Source organism: Loktanella gaetbuli, from assembly GCF_020531945.1.
Lineage (GTDB): Bacteria > Pseudomonadota > Alphaproteobacteria > Rhodobacterales > Rhodobacteraceae > Loktanella > Loktanella gaetbuli.
In genome coordinates this window covers 524,842-542,865 of the sequence record NZ_JAJATZ010000001.1, presented here as the reverse complement: position 1 = coordinate 542,865, position 18,024 = coordinate 524,842, and the positions used below count along the sequence as shown (strand labels likewise).

The window sequence follows — 18,024 nt, the reverse complement described above, 5'->3', positions numbered from 1 at the left end:
CACATGTTTTCGATCATCCTGTTTGCGCCGCTGGTCGGCGCGCTGATCTGCGGTTTCACCTGGAAGATCATCGGTGAAAAGGGCGCGCAGTGGACGGCGACCTCGCTGTTGTTCCTGTCCGCCGTCCTGTCGTGGGTGGCATTCGTGACCTTTGACGGAACGACCAATTCGATAAGCCTGCTGCGCTGGATCGAAAGCGGGTCGCTGGCGACCGATTGGGCGATCCGCGTCGACCGCCTGACGCTGATCATGCTGATCGTCATCACGACCGTGTCCAGCCTCGTGCACCTGTATTCCTTTGGCTACATGGCGCATGACGACAATTTCAACGACGACGAAAGCTATCGTCCCCGTTTCTTTGCCTATCTGTCGTTCTTTACCTTTGCGATGCTGATGCTGGTGACGGCCGACAACATCGTGCAGCTGTTTTTCGGCTGGGAAGGCGTGGGCGTCGCCTCCTATCTGTTGATCGGTTTCTACTTTAAGAAACCCAGCGCCAATGCCGCAGCCATCAAGGCGTTCGTGGTGAACCGCGTCGGTGACTTTGCCTTCTTGCTGGGGATCTTTGGCCTGTTCCTGTTGACCGACGGTATCAGCTTTGACGTGATCTTTGCGCAGGCACCGCAGCTTGCGGAAACGCAGATCCAGTTCCTGTGGCGCGAATGGAACGCGGCAGAGGTCATTGCATTCCTGCTGTTCATCGGCGCGATGGGTAAATCGGCGCAGTTGTTCCTGCACACCTGGCTGCCCGACGCGATGGAAGGGCCGACACCCGTATCCGCGCTGATCCACGCCGCAACCATGGTGACAGCCGGTGTGTTCCTGGTCTGCCGGATGTCGCCGATCATGGAATTCGCGCCTGTGGCGACAGGGTTCGTCGTGTTCCTGGGTGCGACGACCGCATTTTTTGCCGCAACCATCGGTCTGGTGCAGAACGACATCAAGCGGGTCATCGCCTATTCGACCTGTAGTCAGCTGGGCTACATGTTCGTGGCCGCTGGTCTGGGCGTCTATTCCGTCGCGATGTTCCACCTGCTGACACATGCCTTCTTCAAGGCGCTGCTGTTCCTCGGGGCGGGATCGGTCATCCACGGGATGCACCACGAACAGGACATGCGGAACTATGGCGGTCTGAAAGACAAGCTGCCCAAGACGTTCTGGGCCATGATGATCGGCACGCTGGCGATCACGGGCGTGGGCATTCCGCTGCTGTACGTCGGGTTCCCCGTCGGTTTCGCGGGTTTCGTGTCCAAGGATGCCATCATCGAGAGCGCCTATGCGGGCACCGCCGGTGGCTATGCGTTCTGGATGCTGCTGATCGCTGCGGGCATGACCAGTTTCTACAGCTGGCGTCTGATGTTCCTGACGTTCTACGGCAAACCACGTGGCGACAAGCATACGCATGAACACGCACACGAAAGCCCGACGGTCATGTTGGTGCCGCTGGCCGTGTTGGCGTTCGGAGCGATCTTTTCCGGCATGGTATTCTACAAGCCGTTTTTCTCCAACGACACCAATGTCGCGGTGTTTTTTGGCGCGGCTGACAAATCCGAGGTCCACGTCGAAGAAGATCACGCCGCTGGTTTCAGCCTGATTGCGCCAGCCTATGCGGCGACGGCAGAAACCGAGGGCGAGGGGGCAGGTGACGATCACGGTGCTGATGTCTGGCCTGCCGAACCGGGCAAGGGTGCGATCTACAAGGCCCCTGACAACCACGTCCTGCATGAGGCGCATCTGGTGTCCAAGTGGGTCAAGGTGTCGCCATTCATCGCGATGCTGCTGGGTCTTGGACTGGCCTATCAGATGTACATCCGGCGTCCCGATCTGCCTGCAAAACTGGCCGAACAACAGGCCCCGTTGTACAACTTCCTGCTGAACAAATGGTACTTTGACGAACTCTACGACTTTGTCTTTGTGCGTCCCGCAGTCTGGATCGGCGGGTTTTTGTGGAAACGCGGTGATCAGGGGACCATCGACGGCGGGATCAACGGTCTGGCCATGGGGATCGTGCCGTTCTTTACCCGTACCGTGAACCGGATGCAGTCCGGCTATCTGTTCACCTATGCCTTCGCCATGGTTGTCGGGATCGCGATCCTGCTGACATGGGTCACGTTCACCGGAGGGGCCAACTGATGGGCAACCTACTCTCGCTCACCACCTTTATCCCGCTGATCGGTGCGGCGATCCTGGCGCTGTTCCTGCGGGGCGATGACGCTGCCGCACAGCGCAACGCCAAGTGGGTGGCCCTGGCCGCGACCGTGGCATCGTTCCTGGTGTCGCTGTTCATCCTGGCGGAATTCGATCCCAGCGATACCGGTTTCCAGATGGTCGAACAGGCCGACTGGCTCTTGGGGATGCAGTACAAGATGGGCGTGGACGGCATTTCGGTGCTGTTCGTGATGCTGACCACATTCCTGATGCCGCTGGTGATCGCGGCCTGCTGGAACGTGGAAACGCGGGTCAAGGAATACATGATCGCCTTCCTCGTGCTGGAAACGCTGATGCTGGGCGTGTTCATGGCGCTGGACCTGATCCTGTTCTACCTCTTCTTTGAGGCAGGCCTGATCCCGATGTTTCTGATCATCGGGATCTGGGGCGGCAAGGATCGCATCTATGCCTCGTTCAAGTTCTTCCTTTACACCTTCCTCGGCTCGGTGCTGATGCTGGTTGCGATGGTGTCGATGTTCAGCATCGCTGGCACCACCGACATTCCGACACTGATGACGACCGAATTCCCGTCCGAAAGTTTCAGCCTGTTGGGCATCAACATCGTGGGCGGTGTGCAGACGCTGATGTGGCTGGCATTCTTTGCATCATTTGCGGTGAAAATGCCGATGTGGCCGGTGCACACCTGGTTGCCTGACGCACACGTGCAGGCCCCGACGGCCGGTTCGGTCGTGCTGGCGGCAATCCTGCTGAAAATGGGTGGCTACGGTTTCCTGCGGTTCAGCCTGCCGATGTTCCCCGTGGGGTCCGAAGTCATGGGGCCGCTGGTGCTGTGGCTGTCGGCCATCGCGATCGTCTACACCTCGCTGGTCGCCCTCGTGCAGCAGGACATGAAAAAGCTGATCGCCTATTCGTCGGTCGCGCACATGGGTTACGTCACGATGGGGATCTTTGCCGTCAACCAGCAGGGGATCGACGGTGCGATTTTCCAGATGATCAGCCACGGGTTCATCTCTGGCGCGCTGTTTCTCTGTGTTGGCGTGATCTACGACCGGATGCATACCCGCGAGATCGATGCCTACGGCGGTCTGGTGAACCGGATGCCGGCCTATGCGCTGATCTTCATGTTCTTTACGATGGCGAACGTCGGTCTGCCGGGCACCTCGGGTTTTGTCGGGGAATTCCTGACGCTGATGGGCGTGTTCCAGGTCAACACCTGGGTGGCATTGGTCGCCACGTCCGGCGTGATCCTGTCGGCGTCCTACGGGCTGTGGCTGTATCGCCGCGTCGTCATGGGCGACCTGATCAAGGAAAGCCTGAAGTCGATCACGGACATGAATGTGCGTGAACGCTGGATTTTTGCACCGCTGGTCGTGATGACCCTGCTGCTGGGCGTTTATCCGGTGCTGGTGACCGACATCATCGGGCCAAGCGTGACTGCGCTGGTCGATCAATACGAATCCGCGACGGCGGCGTTCAACGCCGCCAATGACGTCGCCGCAAGCGAGGTGAACTAAGATGGGTTCCGATATTTCCATCGCCCTGCCGGAAATCGTCCTGGCGCTCTATGCCATCGGCGCTTTGCTGGCGGCGGTCTATACGGTCAAGGACGCGGCGGCGGGCCTGCTGGTCTGGGTGACGGCTGCGGTTTTCGTGGTGTTGGCCTTCTGGATCGGCATGGATGACAGCGCGGCACAGACGGCGTTCAACGGCATGTTCGTGGCTGATGGGTTCGCCCGCATGGCCAAGGTCATGATCCTGCTTTCAGCGGCTGCGGTTCTGGTCATGTCCAAGGTCTACATGGAACAGCGCAACCTGCTGAAATTCGAATATCCCGTGCTGGTGTCGCTGGCTGTTGTCGGCATGATGGTCATGGTCAGTGCCAACGACCTGATGACCCTCTATATGGGTCTCGAGCTGCAATCGCTCTCGCTGTATGTCGTGGCGTCCCTGCGTCGGGACAGCGTCAAATCGACCGAGGCCGGGCTGAAATATTTCGTGCTCGGCGCGCTGTCCTCGGGCCTGCTGCTGTATGGTGCATCGCTGACCTACGGTTTTGCGGGCACCACCCAGTTCGAAGGCATCATCGTCGCCGTCCAGGATGACGTGTCGCTGGGTCTGCTGTTCGGCCTGGTGTTCCTGATCGCCGGTTTCGCGTTCAAGGTCTCGGCCGCGCCGTTCCATATGTGGACGCCTGACGTCTACGAGGGTTCGCCCACACCGATCACCGCGTTTTTCGCAACCGCGCCCAAGGTCGCGGCCATGGCCCTGTTTGCCCGCGTGATGTTTGACGCCTTCGGCGGCGTGACCGGCGACTGGCAGCAGATCGTGGCCTTCCTGTCGGTCGTGTCGATGTTCCTGGGCGCAATCGCCGGCATCGGTCAGCGCGATATCAAGCGTCTGATGGCCTATTCGTCGATCAGCCACATGGGGTTTGCCCTGATGGGTCTGGCGGCGGGTACTGCGTTCGGCGTGCAGGCAATGCTGATCTACATGGCGATCTACGTCACGATGAACATCGGGACCTTTGCATTCATCCTTGGCATGGAACGCGACGGGCGTCCGGTGACGGACATCCAGAGCCTGCGGATGTATGCGTCCCGCTATCCGACCCGTGCGCTTGCCATGCTGGTGCTGATGTTCAGCCTTGCGGGTGTGCCGCCACTGGTCGGTTTCTTTGGCAAGTTCTACGTGCTGCGTGCCGCTGTGGATGCAGGCCTGGGTTGGCTGGCTGTCGCAGGCGTGATCGCATCTGTCATCAGCGCGTTCTACTACCTGCGGATCGTCTATTTCATGTACTTCGGCGAAGAAACCGAGGCACTGGACGCGCCGTCCCAGCCGCTGCTGGGTGGGTTCCTGATCGCATCGGCCGCGATCATGGTCTTTGGCGTCGTGAACCTGTTCGGGATCGAACCCTGGGCCGCTGCTGCTGCAGGCACCCTTGTCAACTGATCCGACCCAGAACCCCCTCTGGCCAGAGGGGGTTTTGTGCCGTCATCTGCAATCGGTCGATTCCACAATGGCCGAGGCGGCGCGCATTGCGCCGACGCTGACGGCACCGACCTGGGTCGTGGCAGATACACAGACCGCATCGCGGGGCAGGCGGGGCCGCACCTGGGAATCGCCTGTCGGCAATTTTGCAGCCACTCTCGTCTACAAACCCAATTGCACGCCGCAACAGGCAGGCCTGCGATCCTTCATGGCTGCCAACGCCCTGTTCGAGGCGCTGGCCATGTCCGTGGACCGGACCAAGCTGTCGCTGAAATGGCCCAATGACGTGCTGCTGAACGAGGGCAAGGTCGCGGGGATCCTGTTGGAATCCGCTGGATCGGGCGCGTACGTCGATTGGTTGTCCATCGGGATCGGCGTGAACCTGTCGGATGTGCCGCCCGGCATTACCGACGCAGCCTTTGCGCCCGTTTCGCTGACGGGCGAGGGTGGTACGCCCACCGATCCGATGCAGCTCCTTGCCCGGCTCGCCGCAGATTTCGCCACTCAAGAGGCTAAGCTGTGGGAGTTCGGCTTTGACATCATCCGCGCCGATTGGCTGCGCCACGCCGCCCGTCTGGGCGAGGTCATCACCGCACGCAGCACCCGGTCAGAGCTGACAGGCCGGTTCGAGACCATCGACGCCGATGGCAATCTGGTCTTGATCACCACCGATGGGCCACAGGCAATACCGGCGGCGGACATCTATTTCTAGGGAACGCTGCCGATGCTGCTGACGATTGATTGCGGAAACACCAACACGACCTTTTCCATCTGGGACGGCGGTGCGTTTTTGGCGACCTGGCGCACCTCGACCGAATGGCAGCGCACGGCGGACCAGTATTACGTCTGGCTGTCTACCTTGATGAAGGTGCGCAATCTGGACGTGACGATCACCGATGTCATCGTCAGCTCGACCGTGCCGCGCGTGGTTTTCAACCTGCGTGTGCTGGCGGATCGCTATTTCAACTGTCGCCCGCTGGTGGTGGGAAAACCTGAATGCCGCCTGCCGGTCGCCCCGCGTGTGGATCAGGGCACCGCAGTCGGTCCGGACCGGTTGGTCAATACCGTTGGTGCGTTCGACCGTCACGGTGGCGACCTGATCGTCATTGATTTCGGCACGGCCACCACTGCGGATGTGGTCGACACCGACGGCGCCTACGTCGGTGGTGTCATCGCCCCCGGCGTGAACATCAGCCTGGAGGCGTTTCACATGGCAGCGGCTGCATTGCCCCATGTGGACGTCAGCAAACCCGACCGCGTGATCGGCACCAACACCGTGGCCTGTATGCAGTCCGGCGCGTTCTGGGGTTACATTGGGCTGGTGAAAGAGATAACGCAGAGAATTAAGAGTGAACGAGGACGCCCGATGACCGTGATCGGAACCGGCGGCCTCGCATCGCTATTCGCCCAAGGCGACACCCTATTTGACCGGGTCGAGGATGACCTGACGATGCACGGTTTGACCGTGATACACCGATACAACAAGGACACGACATGAGTGCTGCAAAAGCAAACGACAGACTGATTTACCTCGCCCTGGGTGGCGCAGGGGAAATCGGTATGAACTGCTACGTCTACGGATACGGCAAACCCGGCAAGGAGCGACTGATCGTCGTCGACCTTGGCGTCACATTTCCCGATATGGACGGCACGCCCGGTGTCGATCTGATCTTTGCCGACATTGACTGGTTGCGTGAACGCAAGGCGCAGATCGACGGCATTTTCATCACCCACGCCCACGAAGACCATGTCGGTGCCGTCGGCCTGTGCTGGGAAGAGTTGGGCGCACCGATCTATGCGCGCAAATTCACCGCCAACATTGCGCGCCGCAAGCTGCAGGAACGCGGTCTGCCCGACAACGTCGTGCAGGTCGTGGATGCCTGGCCTGCGGTGACGAAATGCGGGCCGTTCACGGTAGGCTATGTGCCGATCAGCCATTCCATCCCCGAAAGCGCGGGTCTGGTGATCGACAGCGACGGTGGCCGCATCGTTCACACCGGTGATTTCAAGGTCGATATGACACCCGTGGTCGGTGACCCCTTTGACACCGCCCTTTGGGAAGAGATCGCCAAGCCCGGCGTCAAGGCGCTGGTCTGCGACAGCACCAACATTTTCAGCCCGAACCCCGGCCGGTCTGAGATGTCGATCGGTCCTGCGATCACTGACCTGATGCGCGATTGCAAGGGCATGGTCGTCGCCACGACCTTTGCATCCAACATCGCACGTCTGAAAACGCTGGCCACCGCCGCGACAGAGGCGGGCCGCACGGTCTGTCTGCTGGGCCGGTCGATGCAGCGTATGACGCAGGCCGCGATGGAAACCGACCTGCTGCACGATTTCCCCGCGACCATCAGTGCCGAGGACGCGCAGAATATCCCGCGCGAAAACCTGATGCTGCTGGTCACCGGATCGCAGGGCGAACGCCGCGCCGCATCCGCGCAACTGAGCCAGGGCAGCTATCTGGGTCTGTCACTGAAAGAGGGCGATACGTTCCTGTTCTCGTCCAAGACGATTCCCGGTAACGAAAAGGGTGTCATCCGCATCATGAACCAGCTGTCAGAGCTGGGCGTGGACATCGTGGACGACGACGGTGGCAAATACCACGTGTCCGGTCACGCGAACCGTCCCGATCTGGAAACCATGCACCAGCTGATCAAGCCGCAGTTCCTGATCCCGATGCACGGCGAACACCGTCACCTGCGCGAACACGTCAAGGTCGCTGGCCTGCACGGTCTGCCGGGGATCGTCGCGGTGAACGGCATGATGGTGGACCTGTCAGGCAACCAGCCCAAGGTCGCAGAATACATCGAAACCGGTCGCACCTATCTGGACGGTGCCACGCATGTCGGTGCCATGGACGGCGTTGTGCGCGACCGGATCCGCATGGCGCTGAACGGTCTGGTCGTGGTCACGTTGATCCTGGACGAAAACGACGAATCGCTGGGCGACCCTTGGGTCGAACTGTCGGGTCTGGCCGAGGATGGCCGGTCCGATGCCAGCCTTGCCGAGATCATGGAAGAAGACCTGTCCCAGTTCATCAACCGCGCCAACAAAAAGACGCTGGCCGACGACGTGAAACTGGAAAAAGAGCTGAAAACCATCGCGCGCAAGACGGCGCAGGCCGAAATCGGCAAAAAACCCGAAGTCATCGTGGTCATCAGCCGTCTGAACTGATGCAGCATTAGCTTGCAAGACAGGCGCGGCCCAATGTGGGCTGCGCCTGTTTTGATTCAGTCGGCGCAGATGTAGATCGCGCCACCCACTGCCACGGCTGTGACAGCGGCAGCGGTCAGCGCGATTGGGGCACCGACTGCGGCCGTCACGCCTGTGACCGCACTTCCCAGCGCGCCGCTGATGGTTGCGCCTGTCCCGGACAGCACCATGGCACCGGTTGTATGCGTGACCTTGCTGAGGGTTGAATCACCCGTCCCCAATGCGACATCGGTGATGGCGACGGTCGCAGTCGCCACCGCATCGCGGGTGCCGTTCACCTTGGTGCAGACCGTGCTGGCGTTGCAGCGCCCGCGAAAATTGCGCGGGCCGGGTACCAGCAGAAACCCCGTTTCCGCATCGGTGTAGCTGAGACATTTGTCATCGACCGTTTCGACCTGCGCTAGAAAGGCAAAGACTTCTTGGCTGGTGCAGGCGCGCTGATCACGGGTGATGAAATCGAACGACCGCGCCGGAAAGTTCAGCAGACGTTCGCGCCGCGTCGTCGGTGCCGGGGCCACGGCCAGCGTTTCCGTGTCGATCTGGACGGTGATCGCCTCGATCGTGCTTTGGCAGATGTCTGCGGCGGCTGCCTGACCACATAGAATCAAGGCCGCAACGAATGGTCTGAACATGATAACACCTTGGTTTTCGGCCAAGGTGGCCGATGTGATCGCACCCGTCGAGGGGGGCGCGATCACATCGGCGAAATCAGGCGCGGCCTAGCTGTTGGCGCGCTCGGCAAAGCTTTTGGCGATGAACTCGGGCATGTCGTCGCCCATGCCGACCGGCGCGTCGTTCCGTCGGCCACCACGGTTGCGGTTGTCGTTTCCGCCACGCGGGGCGCGATCGTGATCTGCGCGCCGCTCTGTCGGGGCGGGTGCCTCGGGTTCCGGTGCTGTCGGTGCGGCGGCCTCGGTCTGTTCCTCTGCGGGTGCGTCGGTACGCCCACGGCCACGGCCACCCCGACGCGACCGCGATCTGCCGCCTTCGGCTGTGGGTTTTGCTGGCGTCTCGGGTGTCGCCTCGGCGGGCACCTCTGCGGGTGCGTCAGCCGCGACGGTGTCGGGCGTCGGGGCGTCCGTTTTCGGCTTGCGGCTGCGCGACCGGCTGCGGCGGGGCTTTTCTTCGCCCTGCGCTTCTGGTGTCGCGGCGTCCGACGTGGTGTCCGGTGTGCTGCCCAGCGGATTGTCGAGACGCGGGATTTCTTGCTGCACCAGACGTTCGACATCCTCGAGGTTCTTGGTATCGCGCGGGTTGCAGATCATGATGGCCACGCCTGACCGTCCGGCGCGGCCCGTGCGGCCGATCCGGTGGACGTAATCCTCGGCGTGGCTGGGCACGTCGAAATTGAACACGTGGGTCACGGCGGGAATGTCCAGACCGCGGGCGGCCACATCGGATGCCACGAGGAACCGGATTTCGCCATCTCGGAACCCTTCGAGCGTGCGGGTCCGGTGCGACTGGTCGAGATCGCCGTGAATGGGGGATGCGTCAAACCCGTGCTTTTTCAGCGACTTGGCGACCATATCGACATCGGATTTGCGGTTGCAAAAGATGATGGCGTTGGAACAGGCATCGCCTTCGGCCTCGATCAACTTGCGCAGCAGTGCGCGTTTTTCGGCGTCGGCCTTGGTCCGGTTGGACCCTTGGAACATCACCACACCCTGTTTGATGTTCTCGCTCGTGGTCGCGGCGCGTGCGACCTCGATCTTGGCGGGGTTCGACAGGAAAGTGTTGGTGATCCGTTCGATTTCCGGGGCCATCGTGGCCGAAAAGAACAGCGTCTGACGGGTAAACGGCGTGCGTTTGAAGATTTCCTCGATGTCGGGGATGAACCCCATGTCGAGCATGCGGTCGGCCTCGTCGATGACCATGACCTTGACGTCGGTCAGGATCAGCTTGCCGCGTTCGAGGTGGTCCAGCAGACGACCGGGGGTCGCGATCAGCACGTCCACACCCTTGTCGATCAGCTTGTCCTGATCCTTGAACGACGTGCCGCCGATCAGCAGCGCCTTGGTCAGTTTGGTGTACTTGGCATAGGCGTCAAAGTTTTCGGCGACCTGTGCAGCAAGTTCACGCGTGGGGGCCAGCACCAGGCTGCGCGGCATCCGCGCGCGGGCACGTCCACGGCCCAGCAGCGTGATCATCGGCAGCGTAAAACTGGCGGTTTTTCCGGTGCCCGTCTGCGCGATGCCCAGGACGTCGCGACCTTCAAGGGCCGGGGGAATGGCACCCGCCTGAATGGGGGTGGGTGTTTCATACCCGGTGTCGGCGATCGCTTTGAGAACCTTTGCATCGAGGTTCAGGTCGGAAAATTTGGTCATCAAGGGCCTTTCGCTGCGGCGGCTAGTTGGGCCGCAGTATTGCGCGGCCAAGGCCCGACCGGATTGTCGGGCGTATTGATAGCGTCGCGTTACGCCTTTGTGCGGTGTGGGTCAAGGTTTTCGGGGAACACATGCGGTTGCGGCGCGTTATCTGGTGAACCTAATGAAAGGATGATCACGATGATCAAGAAGTATGGCACAGCGAATTGGCAGGGCGCACTCAAGGACGGCATCGGCAAGGTGTCGACGGAAACGGCGGCGCTGACCGACCATCCCTACGGGTTTACCGCCCGGTTCGAGGGTGGCAAGGGCACCAACCCCGAAGAGCTGGTCGGTGCGGCCCACGCAGCCTGTTTCGCGATGGCGCTGTCGATGGGTTTGGGTGAAAAGGGTTTCACTGCTGACAATATCGACGCGAAATCGACGATTTCGCTCGAGCAAAAGGACGGCGGTTTTGCCGTGACCAAGGCGCATATCGAAGTGACGGCCACGATCCCCGACATTTCCGAAGCGGAATTCATGGAAATCGCCAAGGCAACCGAGACGGGTTGCCCGATCAGCAAGCTGCTGACGGCAGAGATCTCTTTGGACGCCAAACTGGTGTCATAAGTGTGTGATGCAGCGCCGGAGCATATCCGGCGCGCAGAATCTCCAGATGGGGGGCAGGGGTCAGGATGATCACCTCTGCCCCCTTTTTGCTGCGCGGCCCCTGATAGCCTGCGGGCGTATAGGGCCAGAGAGCTTCCTGCCAGATCAGATGAGGCTGACCGCCGGTCACGATCATTGTGCCGTCGGGCAGTGATGCAAGCGCGCCGTTCATGCGGGCCTGCCCCCGTGTCGCGGGATCGATGCGGGCAGTGTGCAACGCGTTATCCATCTGCGGGGCGCGCAGGTTGTCGCCCGTAGCCGTAGCCCAGGCATCGCGGTAGCGGTTATAATCGGCCCGCCTGCAATAGGCACATGGGCGATGGCCCGCAGCCAATGCCGTGGCCTCGTCCAGAAAAAACAGTTCCGTCCATTTGCGACCGGTCATCAGCTGACGCCTGCGGCCCTGCCAATCAAGCGTGCAGCAGATCCATGCCTTGGATTTCCAGCGGGCGCGGCCCATGACGCCGTCGGCGATATGCAGAATGCCGCGGTTCCCGGTCAGTGTGCCCCGCGCGGGGTCTGCAACGATCTCTTGGGTCGGTAGAACGCGGTTTTGCAGCGGCACATCAGCCTCCGGGCAGGGATACCCACCCGGTATAGACCCCGGCCAGACTTGCTGCATAGCCAAGACCGACCAGCACGCCGTCCCGGGCCGTGACACCGACACCCAGCAACAGCGTCGCCAAGCCAAGCAACGCAGGCACGAATGGAATGAACCCCAGCGGCACCATCAGACAGCCTGACAGGATGATGCACAGCGCGATGGCACGGGTGGCAATCGGTCCGTTTGTTAGCGGATCAAGGCGCGGGCCTATGATGCCTTCCAGCCGCTCTGCCCAGGGGCGCGCCTTGTCGACGGATTTTTTCAACGTCGCGCAGTCCAACTGAAAACGCTCGATCATGTCGGGGAACCACGGCCGATCCTTGCCGGCCAACATCTGAACGCCCTGCAGGACCAGGATGATGCCCACGACGGCGGGCACGCCCGGGATGGCGCCCGTTGGCAGGATGCAGAACGCGGACACAAGCGCGATCAGCGGTCCATAGCCGCGTTCCTGCACCCGGTCGAGCACATGGCCAAGCGCGATGCTGTTGCCGCCAGTCTGCTCGCGAACAGCGTCAAGCGTATCCAGCAGTGGGGCGTTTTCCTGTTTTGTCATGTTGCGACAACCCGCCGCAGGCCTCAGGGTTCCGTATCGATCGTGGGGACCATCACGTCACGGATCTGTTGCAGCGACCCTGGCGCATCCGCCGCCGCGCGCACGTGGGCAAATGCCTCTGCCGGGACAGTGCCCTCGTAGGACTGTCGCGCGCCATCAGCCAGAAGATAGAGCCCGTCGCGTTCGGCCGTGCGAAAGTCAGCCTCTGACAGGTAAATCGCGCCGATTTCAGCGCGTTGGCAGCCGTCGATGCAATGGGAATAGATACGATCATGCCTACGATAGTCCAGCAGGCGATCATGCGTTGCAACATGCACCAGCCGCGGCCCGTTCGGCGCGCGCCTGCGCACATTGGTTAGCACGGCGTACTGCCGCAGCGTGCCGCGTTGCAGGATCACGGGGCGCGCCGTCATGATCCCGGTCGCATCTCGATAGATTTCGCGTTCCTGCGTGGTGAACCGCTGGATACCTGATTGCGATCCCTGCTGCGCGATGACCTGCGACCCGACAGGCACGCCAAATCGCGCACCCGGATGGGGCGTATAGGTGCAGCCGGACAGGGCCAGCAAAAACAGAAAACCGCGCAGCATGCCCCCATGCTGCGCGGCAAAGGTTAACCGAGCGTTAGGATCAGCCGACCATCATTTCCTTGGTCGCGGACAGGGTCACGTCCGGATAGTCGCGCTGCACTCGGTCGATGTCCCATTGCAGGCGCGTCAGGAACACGGTGTCGCCGTCGTTGTCCAGCGCGATGTGCTGTTTGTTGGCGGCGGCAAATTTGTCGATCGCGTCCTTGGTCCCGTGGACCCAGCGGGCCGAGGTGAATTGCGACCCCTCGAACCGGACGGGCAGGCCGTATTCCAGTTCGATCCGGCTGGCGAGCACCTCGAATTGCAGCGCTCCCACGACGCCCACGATGAAACCGGAACCAAACGTCGGCTTGAACACCTTGGCGGCACCTTCTTCGGCGAATTGCATCAGCGCCTTTTCCAGGTGCTTGGCCTTCATCGGGTCGCCGGCGCGGCAGTTTTGCAGCAGTTCGGGCGCAAATGACGGGATGCCGCTGACGCGGATCGCCTCGCCCTCGGTCAGCGTATCGCCGATGCGCAGCTGTCCGTGGTTCGGGATGCCGATGATGTCGCCGGCCCATGCTTCTTCTGCCAATTCGCGGTCGGCGGCGAGGAACATGACCGGGTTGGTCACGGCCATCTGCTTTTTGCTGCGCACGTGGGTCAGCTTCATGCCGCGCGTGAAATGGCCCGAGGCCATGCGCACGAATGCGACGCGGTCACGGTGTTTGGGGTCCATGTTGGCCTGCACCTTGAACACGAAACCTGCGACCTTGTCTTCTTCTGGCGCGATGTTGCGGGGCTGGGCGGTCTGGATCTGCGGTTCCGGCCCGTAGGTGCCGATGCCGTCCATCAATTCCTTGACCCCGAAAGAGTTCATCGCGGAACCGAACCAGATCGGCGTCATCGAGCCGTTCAGCACGCTGGCCGGGTCGAGTTTCGGCAACAGCTCCATCGCCATTTCGATATCTTCGCGGAATTTTTCCAGCAAATGGGCGGGGACATGTTCGGACCATTTGGGATCGTCCAGACTGTTGATCGAAATGCTGGCGGCGACCTTGTTTCGGTCGGCGCGGTCCATGATTTCCAGCTTGTCGCGCAGGATGTCGTAACATCCCATGAATTCGCGACCCACGCCGATCGGCCAAGAGGCCGGGGTGACGTCGATGGCCAGGTTTTCCTGAATCTCGTCGATGATCTCGAACGTATCGCGGCTTTCGCGATCCATCTTGTTACAGAACGTCAGGATCGGCAAATCACGCAGGCGGCAGACCTCGAACAGCTTTTGCGTCTGGGATTCCACACCCTTGGCCCCGTCGATGACCATGACGGCGGCGTCGACAGCCGTCAGCGTGCGATAGGTGTCTTCGGAAAAGTCAGAGTGACCGGGCGTGTCGACCAGATTGAAGCGGAATTTTTCAAAGTCGAAAGACATTGCCGACGCGCTGACGGAAATGCCACGGTCCTTTTCCATCTGCATGAAATCGGACCGGGTGCGGCGTGCCTCGCCCTTGGCGCGGACCTGTCCGGCCATCTGGATGGCGCCACCATACAGCAGGAATTTTTCGGTCAGCGTCGTCTTGCCGGCGTCCGGGTGCGAGATGATCGCAAAGGTCCGGCGGCGGGCGATTTCAGCGGGAAGGTCGGGGCGATTTGACATGGATACGCCTTAGCCCGCGGCCCGCGCGGGCGCAATGACTGCCGGGGTGCTCGCTTCGTGAAATAGCCACGTTTGTGCAATCAGGCCGCCGCATTCACCACGCATTAACCAGGGTAAATCTCTTGTTGTCAGCGGCCTGCGTCGCAAAAGGATATCCGAATGCCCCTGTTTCGTTGTGTTGCCCTGTCTGCGATCTGCCTTGTGACGGCCTGCGGTGGTGGTGGTGGCGGCACGACCGAGGCGGCAGCCGCTGCCAGTGCAGCCGCAGGCACGACAGCGTCCAAGGCCGCCGAGACGACCAAGACCGCGACCGCGGTGAAATCCTACACGCTGCTGCGCAACGAGGGTGCGACACTCTTTGCGGCCTATGAGGACCAGTTGAACAGCGACCGGTTCACGGATCCGGGTGATTTGCCCGGTGGCGGCAAAGCTTCATTCGACGGTGTTGCGGGTTATGTCGTGGGCGCGGTGCAATCCCTGTCCGAAGAGGCGCTGATCGCAAATCCCGATTACCTGTCCCGCGTCGATCTGGCCATCGACTTTGGTGCGGACCGGATCACGGGGTCTTTTGACGACTTTGTCGATGCAAGGACGCAAAAAGAGATCAAGGGCGCGCTGGATATCGACGCACAGATCAACCGGTCCGCCAATCTGACATCAGAGGTCAGCGTGACCGGCTCGGCCGCGGGTCGTATCTCTGGCTCTGGTCTGAACGGTGATGTGACGCTGGACCTGAACGGTGATTTTCTGTCGGATGGTGCGGCCCTGTCCGGTCGTCTGGAAGGCACAGGCCAGACCAGCGATGGCTTGCGCAACGTGCAGGGCGCATTCATCGCCACCGACTAGGCTGTTATGCGATAACCGGCGGGTGTTTTTGTCTTGCCTGACCGCCTGATCCAGATGTGACCCAAGGCCCCGGCAACGCGTCAGGGCTATGGTCCATCTGAAAGGTCACTGCCATGAACATCCAATCGTCTCGTCCTGCTCTTGTTGCAATCGCGCTTGCCGCTCTGGCTGCCTGTTCGGGCGGTGGTGGTGGCGGGGCCGTCACGGGCGGTGCTGCTGCGGCACGCGCCCTGGATCCGCAAGTCAACGACCGTCTGGATTTCGCTGAAATCGCGCAGGTCGCCGAGGATGTGAACGACGGTTATGCCGCCGTGTCCATCTCACCCAAATCACTGGTGCCGACCGCCGGTCGGGCGACCTACAGCGGCGCTGTTGGCGGTGCGCTCAGCGTGCCGGGGCGCAGCACGGATGTGGCCGGCCTGATGCAATTGGGGGTCGATTTCGGCGCGAACCGCGTGGGCGGCACGCTGGGCAATTTCGTCACCCGTGACGGGTCCGAGATCGACGGCGTGCTGACGGTCAACAACGGTATTCTGAACCGGACGTCGAACAGCCAACAGGTCGCGATCTTTGGCGATGTGGATGGCAATCTGCGCAGCGCCAGCGGTGAGCGCATCGCGGTGGACGCCCGCCTGCGTGAAAGCGGGTTCAAGGGCCGCGATGTGGAATTCGTGGGCGGCAAGATTCAGGGCGACATCAACGTGGATGGTGTCCGTGGTGCAATCGACCTTGATGCGCAACTGGAGCGTTAACGCTTAACCAGCTGTTAACGATGATGCGGGATGCTGGGCAGGTTCTTTGACAGGGCCTGCCCATGCCGCGTTTCATCAGCCTGATCCCCTTCTTTATCTTTGCCGCCTGTGGCGGTGGCGGCGGCGGCGATGACGACGCCGGCCCTGACCGCTTTGCCGTGGCCGACCGGTTGGAAAGCCGCCTTGCCGAACAGGATGTATCTGACCCCGGAACGCTGCCTGTCACGGGGCGCGCCAATTATACCGGTTTCATGCGGGCAGGGTTGCCGACCGGGGCAGGCGGTGCGCGTGTCGAATACCTGGGCGATCTGCGCATGGACGTAAATTTCGGTGCGGCCCGCGACGAGGTGGCAGGCAGTGCTACCGGTTTCCAGACGGGCGCGGGCGACCGGTTGTCCGGCACGCTGACGATTTCGGATGGCGACCTGTTCCGCGACACCGACCCGGATGAAAACTACACCTTTACCGGCGATGTGGACGGCACATTGAAACGGGGTGCTGACAGCTACCGGATCGACGCCGAGATCGAGGGCGAATTCAAGGGGCGCGACCGTGAGGGCGTCAGCGGCCTGCTGTTCGGTGATGTGCGCGGTCCCGATGGTCAGGATGTGTTCGACGGATCATTCGCCGCGGTCAAGGAACAGGAATAAGGCAGCTCAGCTCATCGATGCCTTGCGCAGCATTTCGACCGCATCCGGCTGTGCCAGCAGGTTTTCGCGCACCTCGTAGTCCATGTGGTGCCTGTGGCTGTGGCCTGCGCGCGCAGGGCTGTCCAGATGGTCGGGCAGGGCGGCACGGGTGCGTGGATCGATCAGCAGGGATTCAGCGGCGATCCCTTCGGCATAGATGATCTGGTGCTGATCGAACAACAGCTGGAAATAATCCACGAACCCGCCGTCCTGCTGGTAGACGGTATCGCCGTTGATCAGGTGCCGCACCTTGACCAATACCTCTGGACGACCCGCCCCCAGACGGTCCTGTCTTTGGTACACGAACAGGCGGTGATCGGGGCTGAGCACCAGGTCGTCGTTGTTGTGCAACGCACCGGCCTTGATCACGACGGGTGCGAATTCACCCACTGCGCGCAGGGTGGTCTGGCCGATCCAGCGGACAGCCTGCGGACCATCGTCGCGGGTCAGGACCCGGTCGCCCACGCGAATATCCTCTATCGGCCGCTGCGCGCCGGATGCCAAGGTGATCTTGGTACCGCGGGTGAACGACACGCTGGCGACCTCGGCAAAGCGGGTGGTCGCGATCTGGCGGTCGACACCCACCAGCCGGTAGGGTGTCGCGGGAACGAGGTTTGCCAGCGGAAGCAGGTACACCGCCTCGACGCCGCCCGATACCACCTCGACCAGAACAAGCGCCTCATAGGTGCGGCTATCCTGGCCCATCAGCGTGATGCAGCAATCCAGATAGACATCGCTGCCGGTCAACCCCACATCAGATCCCGTCGCCACGCGGAATGCCTCACCGGCCTCGGGCAGTTCCAGCGCAAGGGACTTCGGATGGGCCTTGGACGACAATTCATAGCTGTCATCCAGGACCAACTCGTCGGCGAAACTGATGGCATCGCCATCGGCCACGCCATCCGTCACGCGGAAATGATCCGCGTGCCAGACTGAAACGCTTTGCACCTGTTTTCGAAGACCTGTCATCGCCTACCCGCTGCCCCGACAGAAACTAACGCGATTG

General features: G+C 61.5%; 17 protein-coding genes. 10 read left to right on the top strand and 7 right to left on the bottom strand.

The window, feature by feature from the left end:
- The first annotated feature begins 3 nt into the window (after positions 1-3).
- From nuoL to LGQ03_RS02700, 6 genes are read left to right on the top strand one after another with little or no spacing between them, the layout of a single operon-like run.
- Entirely contained in the window at positions 4-2,133 is a 2,130-nt protein-coding gene (gene nuoL, locus LGQ03_RS02725; RefSeq protein ID WP_226747142.1) for an NADH-quinone oxidoreductase subunit L, read from the top strand.
- Complete coding sequence (locus LGQ03_RS02720; protein ID WP_226747141.1) at positions 2,133-3,683, top strand: NADH-quinone oxidoreductase subunit M; 1,551 nt, start codon at positions 2,133-2,135, stop codon at positions 3,681-3,683. Before nuoL ends, LGQ03_RS02720 begins: the two co-directional genes overlap by 1 nt.
- A gap of 1 nt (position 3,684) precedes the next feature.
- Positions 3,685-5,118: an NADH-quinone oxidoreductase subunit NuoN gene (gene nuoN / locus LGQ03_RS02715; RefSeq protein WP_226747140.1), complete on the top strand. Its 1,434-nt coding sequence runs from the start codon at positions 3,685-3,687 to the stop codon at positions 5,116-5,118.
- Positions 5,108-5,869 carry a biotin--[acetyl-CoA-carboxylase] ligase gene (locus LGQ03_RS02710; RefSeq protein ID WP_226747139.1) on the top strand — a complete coding sequence of 254 codons (762 nt, stop codon included), beginning with the start codon at positions 5,108-5,110 and terminating at the stop codon, positions 5,867-5,869. The genes nuoN and LGQ03_RS02710 overlap by 11 nt, the downstream gene beginning before the upstream one ends.
- Positions 5,870-5,881: 12 nt before the next feature.
- Positions 5,882-6,655 (top strand): type III pantothenate kinase, encoded by a 774-nt coding sequence (locus LGQ03_RS02705; RefSeq protein ID WP_226747138.1) that lies wholly within the window; start codon positions 5,882-5,884, stop codon positions 6,653-6,655.
- On the top strand, positions 6,652-8,331 hold the full coding sequence (locus LGQ03_RS02700) for a ribonuclease J (RefSeq protein WP_226747137.1): 1,680 nt from the start codon (positions 6,652-6,654) through the stop codon (positions 8,329-8,331). The genes LGQ03_RS02705 and LGQ03_RS02700 overlap by 4 nt, the downstream gene beginning before the upstream one ends.
- A 56-nt stretch (positions 8,332-8,387) precedes the next feature.
- Here the strand turns inward: LGQ03_RS02700 and LGQ03_RS02695 are convergent, their stop codons facing one another.
- Both LGQ03_RS02695 and LGQ03_RS02690 read right to left on the bottom strand, forming a co-directional pair.
- The gene (locus LGQ03_RS02695) at positions 8,388-9,002 is read right to left on the bottom strand and encodes a hypothetical protein (protein ID WP_226747136.1); all 615 of its coding nucleotides are present in this window, start codon (positions 9,000-9,002) and stop codon (positions 8,388-8,390) included.
- Positions 9,003-9,089: 87 nt separating this feature from the next.
- Positions 9,090-10,694 carry a DEAD/DEAH box helicase gene (locus LGQ03_RS02690; protein WP_226747135.1) on the bottom strand — a complete coding sequence of 535 codons (1,605 nt, stop codon included), beginning with the start codon at positions 10,692-10,694 and terminating at the stop codon, positions 9,090-9,092.
- Positions 10,695-10,874: 180 nt separating this feature from the next.
- On the opposite strand from LGQ03_RS02690, the gene LGQ03_RS02685 reads away from it, so the two are divergent.
- Entirely contained in the window at positions 10,875-11,303 is a 429-nt protein-coding gene (locus LGQ03_RS02685) for an OsmC family peroxiredoxin (protein ID WP_226747134.1), read from the top strand.
- Here the strand turns inward: LGQ03_RS02685 and LGQ03_RS02680 are convergent.
- The 4 genes from LGQ03_RS02680 to LGQ03_RS02665 are packed head-to-tail and all read right to left on the bottom strand — an operon-like array spanning position 11,251 to position 14,731.
- Complete coding sequence (locus LGQ03_RS02680) at positions 11,251-11,964, bottom strand: hypothetical protein (RefSeq protein ID WP_226747133.1); 714 nt, start codon at positions 11,962-11,964, stop codon at positions 11,251-11,253. The genes LGQ03_RS02685 and LGQ03_RS02680 overlap by 53 nt on opposite strands.
- A complete protein-coding gene (locus LGQ03_RS02675) occupies positions 11,909-12,502 on the bottom strand; it encodes an exopolysaccharide biosynthesis protein (protein ID WP_226747132.1) in 594 nt (197 codons plus the stop codon). The genes LGQ03_RS02680 and LGQ03_RS02675 overlap by 56 nt, the downstream gene beginning before the upstream one ends.
- Positions 12,503-12,525: 23 nt before the next feature.
- Positions 12,526-13,092, bottom strand: coding sequence for a hypothetical protein (locus LGQ03_RS02670; protein WP_226747131.1), 567 nt, complete (start codon positions 13,090-13,092; stop codon positions 12,526-12,528).
- A gap of 40 nt (positions 13,093-13,132) precedes the next feature.
- The gene (locus LGQ03_RS02665; RefSeq protein ID WP_226747130.1) at positions 13,133-14,731 is read right to left on the bottom strand and encodes a peptide chain release factor 3; all 1,599 of its coding nucleotides are present in this window, start codon (positions 14,729-14,731) and stop codon (positions 13,133-13,135) included.
- A gap of 159 nt (positions 14,732-14,890) precedes the next feature.
- Between LGQ03_RS02665 and LGQ03_RS02660 the strand changes: the two genes are divergently transcribed.
- The 3 genes from LGQ03_RS02660 (at position 14,891) to LGQ03_RS02650 (ending at position 16,979) form a co-directional block, all read left to right on the top strand.
- Positions 14,891-15,577, top strand: a complete 687-nt coding sequence (locus tag LGQ03_RS02660) for a transferrin-binding protein-like solute binding protein (RefSeq protein ID WP_226747129.1) — start codon at positions 14,891-14,893, stop codon at positions 15,575-15,577.
- 113 nt (positions 15,578-15,690) lie between these two features.
- Positions 15,691-16,329 carry a HupA family protein gene (locus LGQ03_RS02655; protein ID WP_226747128.1) on the top strand — a complete coding sequence of 213 codons (639 nt, stop codon included), beginning with the start codon at positions 15,691-15,693 and terminating at the stop codon, positions 16,327-16,329.
- A 62-nt stretch (positions 16,330-16,391) separates the two neighbouring features.
- Complete coding sequence (locus LGQ03_RS02650; protein ID WP_226747127.1) at positions 16,392-16,979, top strand: hypothetical protein; 588 nt, start codon at positions 16,392-16,394, stop codon at positions 16,977-16,979.
- Between the two features lie 6 nt (positions 16,980-16,985).
- Here LGQ03_RS02650 and LGQ03_RS02645 read toward each other — a convergent pair whose 3' ends face one another.
- Positions 16,986-17,987, bottom strand: a complete 1,002-nt coding sequence (locus tag LGQ03_RS02645; RefSeq protein ID WP_090159536.1) for a Hint domain-containing protein — start codon at positions 17,985-17,987, stop codon at positions 16,986-16,988.
- Positions 17,988-18,024: the final 37 nt, after the last annotated feature.